Source organism: Pantoea eucrina, from assembly GCF_020079945.1.
GTDB classification, from domain to species: domain Bacteria; phylum Pseudomonadota; class Gammaproteobacteria; order Enterobacterales; family Enterobacteriaceae; genus Pantoea; species Pantoea eucrina.
Window position 1 is genome coordinate 3,204,656 of sequence record NZ_CP083448.1, and the last position, 16,497, is coordinate 3,221,152.

Genomic DNA, 16,497 nt, shown 5'->3' on the forward strand with positions numbered 1-16,497 from the left:
TGCTTAAATTGATATATTAACAACGTTACGTTGCAATTTTTGCAATACGAAATGTCAGGAGATCCCGGATGGATTTACGCGATTTAAAACTCTTTCTGCATCTGGCAGAAAGCTGCCATTTTGGCCGTACGGCACGCGCCATGCACGTCAGCCCCTCTACGCTGTCGCGCCAGATCCAGCGGCTGGAAGAGGATGTCGGCCATGCGCTGTTTCTGCGTGATAACCGCACCGTGACGCTGACGGAAGCGGGTGAGCGGCTGCGCCAGTTTGCCCAGCAGACGCTGCTGCAGTATCAGCAGCTGCGTCACGTCATGGATCTCAACGGCCCCTCGCTAAGCGGTGAGCTGCGTCTGTTCTGCTCGGTGACTGCCGCTTACAGCCATCTGCCGCCGATTCTCGATCGCTTTCGCGCTGAACATCCGCAGGTGGAGATCAAGCTCACGACCGGCGACGCGGCGGACGCCATTGAGATGGTGCAGTCTGGCGAGGCGGATCTGGCCATCGCCGGCCGGCCGGAGTCGCTGCCCGCCAGCATCGGCTTTACACCGCTGGGGCTGATCCCGCTGGTGCTGATTGCACCGGCGCTGCCCTGCCCGGTACGCAGCCAGGCCACGCAGACGGAGCCCGACTGGTCGCAGATCCCGTTTATTATTCCGGATCAGGGACCGGCGCGGCGCGGCATCGATCTCTGGTTCCGGCGCTATCGTCTCGCTAATCCGCAGATCTACGCTACGGTGGCGGGCCATGAGGCGATTATCTCTATGGTGGCGCTGGGCTGCGGAATTGCGCTGGTGCCGGATGTGGTGCTGGAGAACAGCCCTGAGCCGGTGCGAAACCGGGTTATGACGCTGGAGAACGTGGAGTCAGTGGCGCCGCTGCAGCTGGGCGTTTGCGTACAAAAAAAGCGGCTCGGGGAGCCGCTGATTCACGCGTTCTGGCACCTGCTCTGATTACTGCCCGGCGAGAAAGAAACGGAACGCCGGATTATTCGCCTCATCGTGCCACTCGTAACCCAGTGCCGTCAGGTGAGTTTCAAAATCGGGTTCTTTATCATTCACTTCAAATGCCGCCAGCACGCGACCAAAATCGGTGCCGTGGCTGCGGTAGTGGAACAGTGAGATATTCCAGTGCGCGCCCAGCGTCTGCAGAAACTTCAGCAGCGCGCCCGGCGCCTCCGGGAACTCAAAGCTGAACAGCCGCTCGCGCAGCGGTTTTGACGGACGCCCGCCGACCATATAACGCACATGCAGCTTGGCCATCTCATCATCAGAGAGATCCACCACCTGGTAGCCCCCTTCAGTAAGCTGACTGATGATCTCGCCGCGCTCTTCAAGGCCGCGCGTCAGACGCACGCCGACAAAGATGCAGGCGCTGTCCGCATCCGCATAGCGGTAGTTGAATTCCGTGACCGATCGGCCGCCCAGCGTCTGACAGAACGTCAGAAAGCTGCCCTGCTGCTCAGGAATGGTCACCGCCAGCAGCGCTTCCCGCTGCTCTCCCAGCTCGCAGCGTTCGGAAACATAGCGCAGGCCGTGGAAGTTGACGTTGGCGCCCGACAGCACGTGTGCCAGGCGCTCGCCTTTGATGTCGTGCTGCTGGATATACTTTTTCATTCCCGCCAGCGCCAGCGCACCTGAGGGTTCCGCCACGGCCCGCACATCCTCAAACAGATCTTTCATCGCCGCACAGATGGCATCGCTGTCAACGGTGATGATGTCGTCGAGATACTCCTGGCAGAGCCGGAAAGTTTCGCTGCCGATACGTTTCACCGCCACGCCCTCGGCAAACAGCCCGACGCGCGGCAGATCCACCGGCTCGCCCGCCGTCAGCGCAGCTTTCAGGCAGGCGGAGTCTTCAGACTCCACCGCGATGACTTTGATCTGCGGCATCAGCTGTTTAATCAGCACCGCCACGCCGGCTGCCAGCCCGCCGCCGCCAACCGGAACAAATACGCGATCAAGATGCGCATCCTGCTGCAGCAGCTCCATCGCCAGCGTGCCCTGCCCGGCAATCACCGCCGGATGGTCAAACGGCGGCACAAAGGTGTACCCCTGCTGCTGCGCCAGCTCAATCGCTTTGGCTTTCGCCTCATCGAAATTTGCGCCAAACAGAAAGGCTTCGCCGCCAAACGCCCGCACCGCATCGACTTTGATATCCGCCGTGGTGACCGGCATGACAATCAGCGATTTAATTCCCAGCGTGCTGGCTGAGAGTGCAACCCCCTGCGCGTGGTTACCGGCAGAAGCGGTCACCACGCCGCGCGCTTTCTGCTCTTCGTTTAATCCGGCGATCATCGCATAGGCACCGCGCAGCTTGAAGCTGTGCACCGGCTGCCGATCTTCACGTTTCACCAGAACGGTGTTGCCGAGCCTTGATGAGAGTTTCTCCATCTTCTGCAGCGGCGTTACCTGCGCAATTTCATAAACCGGCGCACGCAGAATGGCACGCAGGTATTCCGCGCCGCCAGGCGACGCAGACAGGGGTTGAGACTCAGCCATACCATCAGCCTCCCAGCTTCGACTTGTCGCGCACTGCGCCTTTATCCGCGCTGGTCGCCAGTGAGGCGTAAGCACGCAGCGCAAAAGAGACCTGACGTTCGCGATTATGCGGCGTCCAGGCGGCTTCTCCGCGCGCAGCTTCTTCTTCACGACGGGCGTGCAGCTCATTATCCGGTACCGCCAGCTTAATGCCGCGATTCGGGATATCGATCTCAATCAGATCGCCATCTTTTACCAGCGCAATGGTGCCGCCGCTTGCCGCTTCCGGCGAGGCGTGGCCGATAGAGAGGCCAGATGTGCCGCCAGAGAAGCGCCCGTCGGTGATCAGCGCGCAGCTTTTGCCAAGGCCCATCGACTTCAGATAGGTCGTCGGATAAAGCATCTCCTGCATGCCCGGCCCCCCTTTTGGCCCTTCGTAGCGAATGACGACGACATCACCGGCCACCACTTTACCGCCCAGGATCGCTTCAACGGCATCATCCTGGCTTTCATAGACTTTAGCCGGCCCTTTAAAGGTCAGGATCTCTTTATCGACGCCCGCCGTTTTAACGATACAGCCATCTTCTGCCAGGTTACCGTACAGAACCGCCAGGCCGCCATCCTGTGAGTAGGCGTGTTCGCGCGTACGGATACAGCCCTCAGCGCGATCGTCATCCAGCGTGTCCCAGCGACAGCTTTGCGAGAAAGCCTGCGTGGTGCGGATGCCCGCCGGACCGGCGCGGAACATATCTTTTACGGCCTGGTCCTGCGTCAGCATGATGTCGTACTGATCCAGCGTTTCACGCATCGTCTGCTGCAGAATATTGCGCGCGCTGGTGTCAATCAGGCCAGCCCGATCCAGCTCGCCAAGAATACCGATTACGCCGCCGGCGCGGTGCACATCTTCCATATGATATTTCGGAGTGCTGGGCGCCACTTTACACAGCTGCGGTACTTTACGTGACAGGCGGTCGATATCGGAGATATTGAAGTCGATCTCGCCCTCCTGCGCCGCCGCCAGCAGATGCAGTACGGTATTGGTGGAGCCGCCCATGGCGATATCCAGCGTCATGGCGTTCTCAAATGCTGCTTTGGTCGCGATATTACGCGGCAGCATATTGGCGTCATCCTGCTCGTAGTAGCGTTTGGTCAGGCTCACAATGCGTTTACCGGCATTGATGAACAGCGCTTTACGATCGGCGTGGGTGGCCAGCAGCGAGCCGTTGCCCGGCTGTGACAGGCCCAGCGCTTCTGTCAGGCAGTTCATGGAGTTAGCGGTAAACATTCCGGAGCAGGAGCCGCAGGTTGGGCAGGCTGAGCGCTCAATCTGCTCACTGTCGGCGTCGCTGACGTTGGGGTTCGCCCCCTGAATCATCGCATCTACCAGATCCAGCTTGATGATCTGGTCGGAGAGTTTGGTTTTCCCCGCTTCCATCGGGCCGCCGGAGACAAAGATCACCGGAATGTTGAGGCGCAGTGCCGCCATCAGCATGCCCGGGGTGATTTTGTCGCAGTTGGAGATACAGACCATCGCATCCGCGCAGTGGGCGTTGACCATATACTCTACGGAGTCGGCGATCAGCTCACGTGACGGAAGTGAATACAGCATGCCGCCATGTCCCATGGCGATACCATCATCTACCGCGATGGTGTTGAACTCTTTTGCCACACCGCCCGCTGCTTCAATCTGCTCTGCAACCAGCTTGCCGAGGTCGCGCAGGTGCACGTGCCCTGGTACAAACTGTGTGAATGAGTTCACTACCGCAATAATCGGCTTGCCGAAATCATCATCGGTCATTCCGGTGGCGCGCCACAGGGCACGGGCACCCGCCATATTACGGCCGTGGGTGGTGGTGGCTGAACGGTACTTAGGCATGCTCTATTTACTCCAGTCTGAAAAATGACGCGGGCGCTGCTGCCCCCGCGCTGATCTCTTGTTACGGATTAACCTGATCCAGCCAGCCATATTTATCTTCGGTTTCGCCGGTAAACAGGCCAAAGAACGCTTTCTGAATTCGGGTGGTCACCGGACCACGCTTGCCTTCGCCGACCTGAATGCCGTCAACGCTGCGCACCGGGGTGATTTCAGCAGCGGTGCCTGACATGAAGATCTCATCGGCCAGATAGAGCGACTCGCGTGACAGCACCTGCTCGCGCACTTCAATACCGAGATCGTGCGCCAGCTTGATAATTGCATCACGGGTGATGCCTGGCAGAGCGGAAGAGGTAAACGGCGGCGTAAACAGGATGCCATCTTTGACTTCAAACAGGTTTTCGCCTGCGCCTTCAGAGATGTAGCCCTGCGTATCCAGCGCGATCCCTTCCTGATAGCCGTGGCGGCGTGCTTCGCTGCCCACCAGCAGGGAGGAGAGATAGTTACCGCCCGCTTTGGCTGCGGTAGGCAGTGTGTTAGGCGCCACGCGATTCCACGAAGAGACCATGGCGTTGATACCCTGCTCCAGCGCTTCCGGACCGAGGTAGGCTCCCCACGGGAAAGCCGCAATAATCACGTCAGTGGTAAAACCGTCCGGCGGGTTAACGCCCAGGCCTACATCGCCGACAAACGCCAGCGGGCGGATATAGGCACTCTTCAGATTGTTAACGCGGATCACTTCGCGGCAGGCTTCCATCAGCTCATCGACGCTGGCTTTGATGGGAAAACGATAGATTTTTGCGGAGTCGTGCAGACGCTGCATATGTTCACGGTGACGGAACACTACCGGGCCTTTGTGCGAGTCGTAGCAGCGTACGCCTTCAAACACGGAAGTGCCGTAATGCAGTGCGTGAGACATAACGCTGACCTTGGCGTCTTCCCACTTAACCATCTCTCCGTTGAACCAAATAAAGTCTGCTTTCTTCGTACTCATCGTTATGTCCTTTGGCGACTAAGCGCGGATTTGTTGTGTTGTCTGCTGCTGGATCTCGACACAGGCGACATCCAAAAGTTTGCGTAACTGAGAAGACAGTAAATCGACTGAGCGCTGGCTGGCAACGGTCATTTCGATATTAATATTGTCTGCGTTGCTGGCGGAGCCCATATTCATCGCGCAGACCTGAAAGCCGCGGTGGCGAACAACGCGTAAAATGCGCTCCAGCACTTCCGGGCGAAAACGGGCTTCAATTGATAACTGATGCTGATTCATATGCTCTTCTCCATCATGTTTGCGTTGCTGGCACCCGGCGGGACCAGTGGCCAGACGTTTTCATGCTCATCAATCGAAACATGCAGGAAATAAGGTCCTTCGCTGTTCAGCAGAGCATCAATCGCGGCGTCAACTTCATCTTTACGGCTGATACGCTGGCCTGGAATATCAAACGCGCGGGCCAGCATCAGAAAATCGGGGTTATCGGTCAGGATGGTCTCGCTATAGCGGCCATCGAAAAACAGCTGCTGCCACTGGCGCACCATGCCCAGCCGCTGGTTATCCAGCAGCAGAATTTTTACCGGCAGCTGTTTGCGTTTAATCGTGCCCAGCTCCTGAATGTTCATCATGATGGAACCATCACCGGAGACGCAGATTACCGTATCATCAGGGCGGGCAATCTGCGCCCCCACGGCTGCCGGCAGACCAAATCCCATGGTGCCGAGACCGCTGGAGGTGATGAAATTTTCCGGCGCGCTGAACTGCATATGCTGCGCGGTCCACATCTGATGCTGACCCACATCGGTGGTCACAACCGTACTGTCCGGTTTGCGATCGGAAACCTGCTTCAGCAGCAGCGGTGCGTAAATAGCGTCACCGGGATGATCGTAGCGCCAGCTAAACTCCGCTTTCATCGCGCGGACTTCCTGACGCCATGCATCGATCTGCAGAGGCATACTCAGCGCGGGCAGTATCTGCCGGAGGTCGCCTGGCAGCGAAACATGAGCACGGCGCAGTTTGTTCAGCTCCGCCGGATCGATATCGATATGAATAACGCTGGCATGCGGGGCGAAGGTATCCAGCTTGCCGGTCACGCGGTCATCAAAGCGGGCGCCTACTGCAATCAGCAAATCGCACGACTGTACGGCAAGGTTGGCCGCTTTAGTGCCGTGCATGCCCAGCATCCCGAGATAAAGCTCGCTGCTGCTCTCTGCACAGCCAAGCCCTTTCAGGGTTGAGACGACCGGGATGCCGCTTTCTTTTGCCAGCGCACGCAGTGCCGGTACCGCCTGCGCCATACCCACGCCACCCCCTACATAGAGGATGGGTTTTGCCGCACGTGCCATTAAGGCGCGCGCGTCATCAATGTGCTGCGGCGAATGGGAAAGCGTCTCCTCAACCGGCAGCAGATGGGGCGTCAGTTCCGCGCTGGCAATCTGGATATCTTTTGGGATATCAACCAGTACCGGCCCCGGGCGTCCCGACTGCGCGATAGCAAAGGCTTCGGCCATCACTGAAGGCAGATCGTCAAGCGATTCAACCAGAAAACTGTGTTTGGTGCAGGCCAGCGACAGCCCAAGGACGTCAATCTCCTGAAAAGCGTCGGTTCCCATCACAGCGGATGAAACCTGTCCGGTGATGGCTACTACGGGAACAGAATCCATCATCGCATCCGCCAGGCCAGTGATCAGGTTAGTGGCTCCCGGACCAGAGGTTGCGATGCAGACGCCGGTTTTACCCGTAGCACGGGCATAGCCGATAGCCGCTATCACCGCGCCCTGCTCATGACGGCACAACAGATGTTCTACGCCGCCATCATATAGCGCATCGTACACGGGCATGATAGCGCCGCCAGGATAACCGAACACGGTATCAACGCCCTGCGCGCGTAATGCCTGAACTACCCATTGTGCACCTGTCATGGTTATTCTCCTGTAATCCTGTGAGAACAACAGAATTTTATGCTACTGCTCATAATCTGCTCCTCGCTAATCAGCTGATAGTTTGTCTGGTCAAAAAAAAACCCCCGGACCTTTCGGTGCGGGGGTTTTTGGGATTTCAGACTTGATTTTTAAGCCTTTCTTTCTCCAGACGCAGCCCCGCACGGTGGGTTAATAATCACCACCACGCTAATCACGACTAGGCTAATCACGGATAGAAGGGCTTTCATACGTTGTCTTTTTTTCACTTGTTCGAAGTAATGCCTACAGAGTTATCATAGTTACCGGGTCATTTACAATAATTTTCATCAGCCAATTTTTCGCGGTTCTGATGCAATCATCGTTATCACCTTGTAAAAACTAGGTTATTCAGATTTGTGATAAATATTCATCACGCCCGGCGCGTAATTGCATAATGCTTAGCGGAAGAGATCGCTCATTTTTGGCGAAAACAGTGAAACAATAGAGAAAAATATGGAATAAGACGGTCAAAATGGCACAACCGGGATCGCAGATAGCGCGCTGAGGAGCAAGGATAGAGGCAACAAGGAGGGGTGATGTCTTTATCTAAAGTTCTGACCCGTGCGGCACTGGGAATCGAAGCGCCGCTGGTAACCGTCGAGGTTCATATCAGTAATGGATTGCCTGCGCTGACGCTGGTCGGCCTGCCTGAAACCACGGTTAAGGAGGCTCGCGAACGGGTACGCAGCGCTATTATTAATAGCGGATTCAGCTTTCCGGCCAAACGTATCACCATCAATCTGGCGCCTGCTGACCTGCCTAAGGAGGGTGGTCGCTACGATCTGCCGATTGCTATCGCGCTTCTCGCAGCCTCAGAACAGCTGCCAGGGGATAAACTTACGCGCTATGAGTTCCTGGGTGAGCTGGCGCTTAACGGCGCGCTCTGTGGCGTGCAGGCCGCAATTCCGGCCGCTATGGCAGCGCTCAGAGCCGGCCGCCAGATGATTGTTGCTGAACAGAATCAGCAGGATGTGGGATTAATCCAGCAGGGCGAAACGCTGACCGGCGTGCATCTTAGTGAAATATGCGCTTTTCTGCACAATCAGACCACGCTCAGAGTGGCGCAGACCGTTGCCGAAGAGGCCACGGACTCACCGCAGGATCTGCGTGACGTTATTGGTCAGCAGCAGGGACGACGCGCGCTGGAGATTGCAGCAGCAGGCGGACATAATCTGCTGCTGCTCGGACCACCCGGTACAGGCAAAACGATGCTGGCGACGCGTCTGCCGGGCATTATGCCCCCGCTGGACGACGGTGAAGCGCTGGAGTGTGCGGCAATTGCCAGCCTGGTCAGCAATGGTGAACAGCGCGCTCAGTGGCGCAAGCGCCCTTTCAGGGCACCTCATCACAGCGCCTCACTCTATGCGCTGGTTGGCGGAGGCTCTATACCCCGCCCGGGTGAAATATCACTGGCACACAATGGCGTACTGTTTCTGGATGAGTTACCGGAATTTGATCGCCGCGTCCTTGATGCGCTGCGTGAACCTATTGAATCAGGCGAAATTGCGCTCTCCCGTACGCGGGCTAAAGTGACTTATCCTGCGCGCTTTCAGCTGATAGGCGCAATGAACCCCAGCCCCACCGGGCATTACCAGGGCAATCACAACCGCTGTTCACCACAGCAGGTACTGCGTTATCTCAGCCGGTTGTCAGGGCCCTTTCTGGACCGCTTTGATTTGTCGCTTGAGATCCCGCTGCTGCCAGGCGGTAGCCTGAGTCAGCAGGCTGTCACCGGCGAGAGCACTGCACAGGTCAGGGAACGGGTGCTGGCAGCCAGAGCACGACAGCAGGCGCGCGCCGGCAAAATTAATGCCCATCTTACTAATGCGGAGATCGCGCGCGACTGTGCGTTGTTACAGGCTGATGCAGAGTGGCTGGAAGGAATACTTAATACGCTGGGTTTGTCGGTGCGTGCATGGCAGCGCATCCTGAAAGTGGCCAGAACCATCACCGATCTTGCCGGGGAAACACAGATAGTACGGCCACATCTGCAGGAAGCGGTGAGCTACCGCAGTATCGATCGTTTAATGATTTATCTGCATAAGACGCTGGAATAAAAACGGGGCCGTTCAGAGCCCCGTTTTATCAGTCATCACTGTCGCTGAAATCTTCAACCGTATCCATCTGCGGCTTGCCACCCGACAGGGTGTGAAAGCGCTTGGGACGCTTGATGCGGGCGATATACTTAGACCAGACGCGCTCTGCTTCGGTCAGCGGCTCACGTTGTCCGCGGCACACTTCAAGAAACGACCGCTCTTCTTCTGTTACCGGTTCGCGTTTTGCCAGATCAAGCTCATTAAAAGCGTATCCGTGACGCTCCAGAAGCTGGGCTTCTTTAATGGTGAAATCACCGTGACGTGAAAATCCACGTGGATAATGTTTGTTATCGAAGAAACGATTTGTTGTTGCGAAGCTTTCCGCCATTTTACACGCTCCTGATTCTCATATGGCCGTGCTATTTATGGCGCGGAGTATTAGATAGGCTTGACAGAGTGTAAAACAAAACATTTAAATCAGTACGACAAACAAATTTTGGGAGAATAGTGTGGATACGGAATTACTGAAAACTTTTCTGGAGGTGAGCAGAACGCGTCATTTTGGACGTGCTGCGGAGGCGCTGTACCTTACGCAATCTGCTGTCAGTTTTCGCATCCGTCAATTGGAAAACCAGCTGGGCGTAAATCTCTTTACCCGCCATCGTAATAACATCCGCCTGACTTCAGCAGGTGAGCGGTTATTACCTTATGCGGAAAGCCTGATGAGTACCTGGCTGATGGCAAAGAAAGAGGTTTCGCATACGCAGCAGCATCATGAGCTCTCAATCGGTGCCAGCGCTTCCCTGTGGGAGGCTTATCTCACGCCCTGGCTTCAGACGCTCTATGAGAACCGTGAGAGCCTGCATATGGAAGCCCGTATTGCCCAGCGTCATCTGCTGGTTAAACAGCTGCATGAGCGGCAGCTTGATCTGCTAATCACCACGGAAGCGCCAAAAATGGATGAGCTGACCAGCCAGCAGATTGGTCATATTTCACTTGCTCTGTTCCGGGCGCGTAAAACGGAAAAACGCGAGAAGTATGATTATATCAAACTGGAATGGGGCGCAGATTTTCATCAGCATGAGAGCTATTTGTCGAGTGATGATGTTCCGGTATTAACCACGACATCGGCACATGTAACGCGGGAACTGTTACACACTACCGGGGCCTGTGCTTTTTTACCCGATTCCTGGCAGGGAATATATAACGATATTGTGCCGATCCCTGATACACCGGTAGCGGTGCGTCCGCTATATGCCGTCTGGCTGCAGAATAGCGATCAGCAAACGCATATCCGCCAGCTGCTCAAATTTCCGGTTCTGACGCACTGAGATAGCAGATTGAGAAGGGTCTGAAGCTGTGAAAGCGGGCGCAGACTCTTTCTTTTTTTGAAAGGATGCAGAAGGATCCTGAATTTCAGGCAAAAAAAAATCCTTTGCCGAAGCAAAGGATTGTTTTCTGGCAGGGGCGGAGGGACTCGAACCCCCAACACCCGGTTTTGGAGACCGGTGCTCTACCAATTGAACTACGCCCCTAAATAGGGTGGCGGAACGGACGGGGCTCGAACCCGCGACCCCCTGCGTGACAGGCAGGTATTCTAACCAACTGAACTACCGCTCCACCGATTCTTTACTGCCCTCAGGACCGCGCCTGAAGCCAGGTGTTTCGCCCTCTCCGCGTCACCGGGAGGTCACGACCAGAAGCTCTGGTCTTAATTGGATGCCTGGCAGTTCCCTACTCTCGCATGGGGAGGCCCCACACTACCATCGGCGCTACGGCGTTTCACTTCTGAGTTCGGCATGGGGTCAGGTGGGACCGCCGCGCTGTGGCCGCCAGGCAAATTCTGTTATCCGGCAAAACAAGCTGAAAATCGGGTCTCTCAAAACGCCTCTGGCGTTGTAAGGTTAAGCCTCACGGGTCATTAGTACCGGTTAGCTCAACGCATCGCTGCGCTTACACACCCGGCCTATCAACGTCGTCGTCTTCAACGTCCCTTCAGGGCTCTCAGGGAGCCAGGGAGAACTCATCTCGGGGCAAGTTTCGTGCTTAGATGCTTTCAGCACTTATCTTTTCCGCACTTAGCTACCGGGCAGTGCCACTGGCGTGACAACCCGAACACCAGCGGTGCGTTCACTCCGGTCCTCTCGTACTAGGAGCAACCCCCCTCAATTCTCCAGCGCCCACGGCAGATAGGGACCGAACTGTCTCACGACGTTCTAAACCCAGCTCGCGTACCACTTTAAACGGCGAACAGCCGTACCCTTGGGACCTACTTCAGCCCCAGGATGTGATGAGCCGACATCGAGGTGCCAAACACCGCCGTCGATATGAACTCTTGGGCGGTATCAGCCTGTTATCCCCGGAGTACCTTTTATCCGTTGAGCGATGGCCCTTCCATTCAGAACCACCGGATCACTATGACCTGCTTTCGCACCTGCTCGAGCCGTCACTCTCGCAGTCAAGCTGGCTTATGCCATTGCACTAACCTCCTGATGTCCGACCAGGATTAGCCAACCTTCGTGCTCCTCCGTTACGCTTTGGGAGGAGACCGCCCCAGTCAAACTACCCACCAGACACTGTCCGCAGCCCGGATAACGGGCCCACGTTAGAACATCAAACGTTAAAGGGTGGTATTTCAAGGATGGCTCCACGCGGACTGGCGTCCGCGCTTCAAAGCCTCCCACCTATCCTACACATCAAGGCTCAATGTTCAGTGTCAAGCTGTAGTAAAGGTTCACGGGGTCTTTCCGTCTTGCCGCGGGTACACTGCATCTTCACAGCGATTTCAATTTCACTGAGTCTCGGGTGGAGACAGCCTGGCCATCATTACGCCATTCGTGCAGGTCGGAACTTACCCGACAAGGAATTTCGCTACCTTAGGACCGTTATAGTTACGGCCGCCGTTTACCGGGGCTTCGATCAAGAGCTTCTCCTTGCGGATAACCCCATCAATTAACCTTCCGGCACCGGGCAGGCGTCACACCGTATACGTCCACTTTCGTGTTTGCACAGTGCTGTGTTTTTAATAAACAGTTGCAGCCAGCTGGTATCTTCGACTGGCCTCGGCTCGGGGAGCAAGTCCCTCCACCTACGCGCCAGCGTGCCTTCTCCCGAAGTTACGGCACCATTTTGCCTAGTTCCTTCACCCGAGTTCTCTCAAGCGCCTTGGTATTCTCTACCTGACCACCTGTGTCGGTTTGGGGTACGATTTCGTGTTGCCTGGAGCTTAGAGGCTTTTCCTGGAAGCAGGGCATCAGTTACTTCGGCTCCGTAGAGCCTCGTCGTCACGCCTCAGTGTTAAAGAAGACCGGATTTGCCTGGTCTTCACACCTGCACGCTTAAACCGGGACAACCGTCGCCCGGATAACCTAGCCTTCTCCGTCCCCCCTTCGCAGCAACACCAAGTGCAGGAATATTAACCTGCTTCCCATCGACTACGCCTTTCGGCCTCGCCTTAGGGGTCGACTCACCCTGCCCCGATTAACGTTGGACAGGAACCCTTGGTCTTCCGGCGAGCGGGCTTTTCACCCGCTTTATCGTTACTTATGTCAGCATTCGCACTTCTGATACCTCCAGCAGCCCTCACAGGCCACCTTCTGCGGCTTACAGAACGCTCCCCTACCCAGCGACGCAAGCGTCGCTGCCGCAGCTTCGGTGCATGGTTTAGCCCCGTTACATCTTCCGCGCAGGCCGACTCGACCAGTGAGCTATTACGCTTTCTTTAAATGATGGCTGCTTCTAAGCCAACATCCTGGCTGTCTGTGCCTTCCCACATCGTTTCCCACTTAACCATGACTTTGGGACCTTAGCTGGCGGTCTGGGTTGTTTCCCTCTTCACGACGGACGTTAGCACCCGCCGTGTGTCTCCCGTGATAACATTCTCCGGTATTCGCAGTTTGCATCGGGTTGGTAAGCCGGGATGGCCCCCTAGCCGAAACAGTGCTCTACCCCCGGAGATGAGTTCACGAGGCGCTACCTAAATAGCTTTCGGGGAGAACCAGCTATCTCCCGGTTTGATTGGCCTTTCACCCCCAGCCACAGGTCATCCGCTAATTTTTCAACATTAGTCGGTTCGGTCCTCCAGTTAGTGTTACCCAACCTTCAACCTGCCCATGGCTAGATCACCGGGTTTCGGGTCTATACCCTGCAACTTAGCGCCCAATTAAGACTCGGTTTCCCTACGGCTCCCCTATGCGGTTAACCTTGCTACAGAATATAAGTCGCTGACCCATTATACAAAAGGTACGCAGTCACCCCCATAAAGAAGGCTCCCACTGCTTGTACGTACACGGTTTCAGGTTCTGTTTCACTCCCCTCGCCGGGGTTCTTTTCGCCTTTCCCTCACGGTACTGGTTCACTATCGGTCAGTCAGGAGTATTTAGCCTTGGAGGATGGTCCCCCCATATTCAGACAGGATACCACGTGTCCCGCCCTACTCTTCGAGCTCACAGCCTGTGCGTTTTCGTGTACGGGGCTGTCACCCGGTATCGCGCGCCTTTCCAGACGCTTCCACTAACGCACAAGCTGATTCAGGCTCTGGGCTGCTCCCCGTTCGCTCGCCGCTACTGGGGGAATCTCGGTTGATTTCTTTTCCTCGGGGTACTTAGATGTTTCAGTTCCCCCGGTTCGCCTCGCAGCACTATGTATTCATGCTGCGATGATGCACTGGGTGCACCGGGTTTCCCCATTCGGACATCGCCGGCTGTAGCGGTTCATATCACCTTGCCGGCGCTTTTCGCAGATTAGCACGTCCTTCATCGCCTCTGACTGCCAGGGCATCCACCGTGTACGCTTGGTCGCTTAACCTCACAACCCACAGGCGTTTTGAACGCTGTGAATCGCGATAATCTTGAGACCCGGCCGCATCGCGCATCGTTCTTATTACGGAGAACGAATACGACGCGGTCGTTTCAAATTTTCAGCTTGTTCCGGATTGTTAAAGAGCAAATACTTCGCAATATGCTTAACAGCATATTCTGAAGTATTTTTCAGGACTGTAATGGTGGAGCTAAGCGGGATCGAACCGCTGACCTCCTGCGTGCAAGGCAGGCGCTCTCCCAGCTGAGCTATAGCCCCATACAGTCACTGCAGAGACCATCTACTACCACTCAACTTCTCTCCAGGGAGAAACGTTGATTTGGCTCAGGCAAGGCATGTTTCCGCGAAGCATAGTGAACTATGCGAGCCGGAGACATAACGCAGCATGAGACAAATCTGGTAGGCCTGAGTGGACTTGAACCACCGACCTCACCCTTATCAGGGGTGCGCTCTAACCACCTGAGCTACAAGCCTGTAGAGGTTTTTCTGCTCGTTACTTTCTATCAGACAATCTGTGTGAGCACTTCGCGGGAAGGTATCTTCAGGTAAGGAGGTGATCCAACCGCAGGTTCCCCTACGGTTACCTTGTTACGACTTCACCCCAGTCATGAATCACAAAGTGGTAAGCGCCCTCCCGAAGGTTAAGCTACCTACTTCTTTTGCAACCCACTCCCATGGTGTGACGGGCGGTGTGTACAAGGCCCGGGAACGTATTCACCGTAGCATTCTGATCTACGATTACTAGCGATTCCGACTTCACGGAGTCGAGTTGCAGACTCCGATCCGGACTACGACGCACTTTATGAGGTCCGCTTGCTCTCGCGAGGTCGCTTCTCTTTGTATGCGCCATTGTAGCACGTGTGTAGCCCTGGCCGTAAGGGCCATGATGACTTGACGTCATCCCCACCTTCCTCCGGTTTATCACCGGCAGTCTCCTTTGAGTTCCCGGCACGACCCGCTGGCAACAAAGGATAAGGGTTGCGCTCGTTGCGGGACTTAACCCAACATTTCACAACACGAGCTGACGACAGCCATGCAGCACCTGTCTCAGAGTTCCCGAAGGCACCAAAGCATCTCTGCTAAGTTCTCTGGATGTCAAGGCCAGGTAAGGTTCTTCGCGTTGCATCGAATTAAACCACATGCTCCACCGCTTGTGCGGGCCCCCGTCAATTCATTTGAGTTTTAACCTTGCGGCCGTACTCCCCAGGCGGTCGACTTAACGCGTTAGCTCCGGAAGCCACTCCTCAGGGGAACAGCCTCCAAGTCGACATCGTTTACGGCGTGGACTACCAGGGTATCTAATCCTGTTTGCTCCCCACGCTTTCGCACCTGAGCGTCAGTCTTCGTCCAGGGGGCCGCCTTCGCCACCGGTATTCCTCCAGATCTCTACGCATTTCACCGCTACACCTGGAATTCTACCCCCCTCTACGAGACTCAAGCCTGCCAGTTTCAAATGCAGTTCCCAGGTTAAGCCCGGGGATTTCACATCTGACTTAACAGACCGCCTGCGTGCGCTTTACGCCCAGTAATTCCGATTAACGCTTGCACCCTCCGTATTACCGCGGCTGCTGGCACGGAGTTAGCCGGTGCTTCTTCTGCGGGTAACGTCAATCGGCGAGGTTATTAACCTCACCGCCTTCCTCCCCGCTGAAAGTACTTTACAACCCGAAGGCCTTCTTCATACACGCGGCATGGCTGCATCAGGCTTGCGCCCATTGTGCAATATTCCCCACTGCTGCCTCCCGTAGGAGTCTGGACCGTGTCTCAGTTCCAGTGTGGCTGGTCATCCTCTCAGACCAGCTAGGGATCGTCGCCTAGGTGAGCCGTTACCCCACCTACTAGCTAATCCCATCTGGGCACATCCGGTGGCGTGAGGTCCGAAGATCCCCCACTTTGGTCCGAAGACGTTATGCGGTATTAGCTACCGTTTCCAGTAGTTATCCCCCTCCACCGGGCAGTTTCCCAGACATTACTCACCCGTCCGCCACTCGTCACCCGGGGAGCAAGCTCCCCTGTGCTACCGTCCGACTTGCATGTGTTAGGCCTGCCGCCAGCGTTCAATCTGAGCCATGATCAAACTCTTCAATTTAAGTTTGATTTGCTTAAACAAGTTAAGCGGTGCTCTGTGAATTAAACTTCGTAATGAATTACGTGTTCACTCAGCAAAGACTTGATATTTTTTAAAGCCCGTAGGCTTGTGATATCAATCCTGCGAGTGCCCACACAGATTGTCTGATAAATTGTTAAAGAGCAGCGCCGCGATTTCTCAAGCGGCGCGGGATGCGTATATTACGCTTTCCGCATTTTCAGTCAAGCATTTATTTTTGCTTTTCTGAAGGTT

At 55.7% G+C, this 16,497-nt stretch carries 10 protein-coding genes, 4 tRNA genes and 3 rRNA genes; 3 read left to right on the plus strand and 14 right to left on the minus strand.

The features are described from left to right. Positions 1 to 68 precede the first annotated feature (68 nt). A complete protein-coding gene (gene ilvY / locus LAC65_RS15250; RefSeq protein ID WP_039381119.1) occupies positions 69 to 950 on the plus strand; it encodes an HTH-type transcriptional activator IlvY in 882 nt (293 codons plus the stop codon). Here the strand turns inward: ilvY and ilvA are convergent, their stop codons facing one another. The 6 genes from ilvA to ilvL form a co-directional block, all read right to left on the minus strand. Then, on the minus strand, positions 951 to 2,498 hold the full coding sequence (gene ilvA, locus LAC65_RS15255; RefSeq protein WP_071669255.1) for a threonine ammonia-lyase, biosynthetic: 1,548 nt from the start codon (positions 2,496 to 2,498) through the stop codon (positions 951 to 953). It abuts the gene before it with no gap. A gap of 4 nt (positions 2,499 to 2,502) precedes the next feature. Then, complete coding sequence (gene ilvD, locus LAC65_RS15260) at positions 2,503 to 4,353, minus strand: dihydroxy-acid dehydratase (protein WP_039381124.1); 1,851 nt, start codon at positions 4,351 to 4,353, stop codon at positions 2,503 to 2,505. Between the two features lie 61 nt (positions 4,354 to 4,414). Then, on the minus strand, positions 4,415 to 5,344 hold the full coding sequence (locus LAC65_RS15265; protein ID WP_039381127.1) for a branched-chain amino acid transaminase: 930 nt from the start codon (positions 5,342 to 5,344) through the stop codon (positions 4,415 to 4,417). Positions 5,345 to 5,362: 18 nt separating this feature from the next. After that, positions 5,363 to 5,620 carry an acetolactate synthase 2 small subunit gene (gene ilvM / locus LAC65_RS15270; protein WP_039381130.1) on the minus strand — a complete coding sequence of 86 codons (258 nt, stop codon included), beginning with the start codon at positions 5,618 to 5,620 and terminating at the stop codon, positions 5,363 to 5,365. Beyond that, a complete protein-coding gene (gene ilvG / locus LAC65_RS15275; protein ID WP_039381132.1) occupies positions 5,617 to 7,263 on the minus strand; it encodes an acetolactate synthase 2 catalytic subunit in 1,647 nt (548 codons plus the stop codon). The genes ilvM and ilvG overlap by 4 nt, the downstream gene beginning before the upstream one ends. A gap of 149 nt (positions 7,264 to 7,412) precedes the next feature. Then, a complete protein-coding gene (ilvL, locus tag LAC65_RS15280) occupies positions 7,413 to 7,511 on the minus strand; it encodes an ilv operon leader peptide (RefSeq protein ID WP_071669254.1) in 99 nt (32 codons plus the stop codon). A gap of 327 nt (positions 7,512 to 7,838) precedes the next feature. On the opposite strand from ilvL, the gene LAC65_RS15285 reads away from it, so the two are divergent. Continuing rightward, positions 7,839 to 9,359: a YifB family Mg chelatase-like AAA ATPase gene (locus LAC65_RS15285; protein WP_039381135.1), complete on the plus strand. Its 1,521-nt coding sequence runs from the start codon at positions 7,839 to 7,841 to the stop codon at positions 9,357 to 9,359. Positions 9,360 to 9,387: 28 nt separating this feature from the next. Here the strand turns inward: LAC65_RS15285 and LAC65_RS15290 are convergent, their stop codons facing one another. Then, complete coding sequence (locus LAC65_RS15290; RefSeq protein WP_039381138.1) at positions 9,388 to 9,726, minus strand: MaoP family protein; 339 nt, start codon at positions 9,724 to 9,726, stop codon at positions 9,388 to 9,390. A 121-nt stretch (positions 9,727 to 9,847) separates the two neighbouring features. Between LAC65_RS15290 and hdfR the strand changes: the two genes are divergently transcribed. Further along, a complete protein-coding gene (hdfR, locus tag LAC65_RS15295; protein WP_039381140.1) occupies positions 9,848 to 10,669 on the plus strand; it encodes an HTH-type transcriptional regulator HdfR in 822 nt (273 codons plus the stop codon). A 128-nt stretch (positions 10,670 to 10,797) separates the two neighbouring features. Here hdfR and LAC65_RS15300 read toward each other — a convergent pair. The 7 genes from LAC65_RS15300 to LAC65_RS15330 all read right to left on the minus strand — a co-directional run bounded on the left by LAC65_RS15300 (position 10,798) and on the right by LAC65_RS15330 (position 16,245). Continuing rightward, positions 10,798 to 10,873: transfer RNA gene (locus LAC65_RS15300), tRNA-Trp, on the minus strand. Between the two features lie 8 nt (positions 10,874 to 10,881). Then, positions 10,882 to 10,958: transfer RNA gene (locus LAC65_RS15305), tRNA-Asp, on the minus strand. A gap of 101 nt (positions 10,959 to 11,059) precedes the next feature. Next, positions 11,060 to 11,175 (minus strand): 5S ribosomal RNA (rrf, locus tag LAC65_RS15310). A gap of 63 nt (positions 11,176 to 11,238) precedes the next feature. After that, positions 11,239 to 14,144: ribosomal RNA gene (locus LAC65_RS15315) — 23S ribosomal RNA — on the minus strand. A 194-nt stretch (positions 14,145 to 14,338) separates the two neighbouring features. Then, a tRNA-Ala gene (locus tag LAC65_RS15320) sits at positions 14,339 to 14,414 on the minus strand. 139 nt (positions 14,415 to 14,553) lie between these two features. Continuing rightward, positions 14,554 to 14,630: transfer RNA gene (locus tag LAC65_RS15325), tRNA-Ile, on the minus strand. A 72-nt stretch (positions 14,631 to 14,702) separates the two neighbouring features. After that, positions 14,703 to 16,245, minus strand: a 16S ribosomal RNA gene (locus LAC65_RS15330). Together the 16S, 23S and 5S rRNA genes with 4 tRNA genes alongside form the textbook arrangement of a ribosomal RNA operon. Positions 16,246 to 16,497: the final 252 nt, after the last annotated feature.

Bases quoted from the DNA above. Each gene is read 5' to 3' on its own strand.
- ilvY (WP_039381119.1), top strand. From the start codon at position 69: ATGGATTTACGCGATTTAAAACTCTTTCTGCATCTGGCAGAAAGCTGC.
- ilvA (WP_071669255.1), bottom strand. From the start codon at position 2,498: ATGGCTGAGTCTCAACCCCTGTCTGCGTCGCCTGGCGGCGCGGAATAC.
- ilvD (WP_039381124.1), bottom strand. From the start codon at position 4,353: ATGCCTAAGTACCGTTCAGCCACCACCACCCACGGCCGTAATATGGCG.
- LAC65_RS15265 (WP_039381127.1), bottom strand. From the start codon at position 5,344: ATGAGTACGAAGAAAGCAGACTTTATTTGGTTCAACGGAGAGATGGTT.
- ilvM (WP_039381130.1), bottom strand. From the start codon at position 5,620: ATGAATCAGCATCAGTTATCAATTGAAGCCCGTTTTCGCCCGGAAGTG.
- ilvG (WP_039381132.1), bottom strand. From the start codon at position 7,263: ATGACAGGTGCACAATGGGTAGTTCAGGCATTACGCGCGCAGGGCGTT.
- ilvL (WP_071669254.1), bottom strand. From the start codon at position 7,511: ATGAAAGCCCTTCTATCCGTGATTAGCCTAGTCGTGATTAGCGTGGTG.
- LAC65_RS15285 (WP_039381135.1), top strand. From the start codon at position 7,839: ATGTCTTTATCTAAAGTTCTGACCCGTGCGGCACTGGGAATCGAAGCG.
- LAC65_RS15290 (WP_039381138.1), bottom strand. From the start codon at position 9,726: ATGGCGGAAAGCTTCGCAACAACAAATCGTTTCTTCGATAACAAACAT.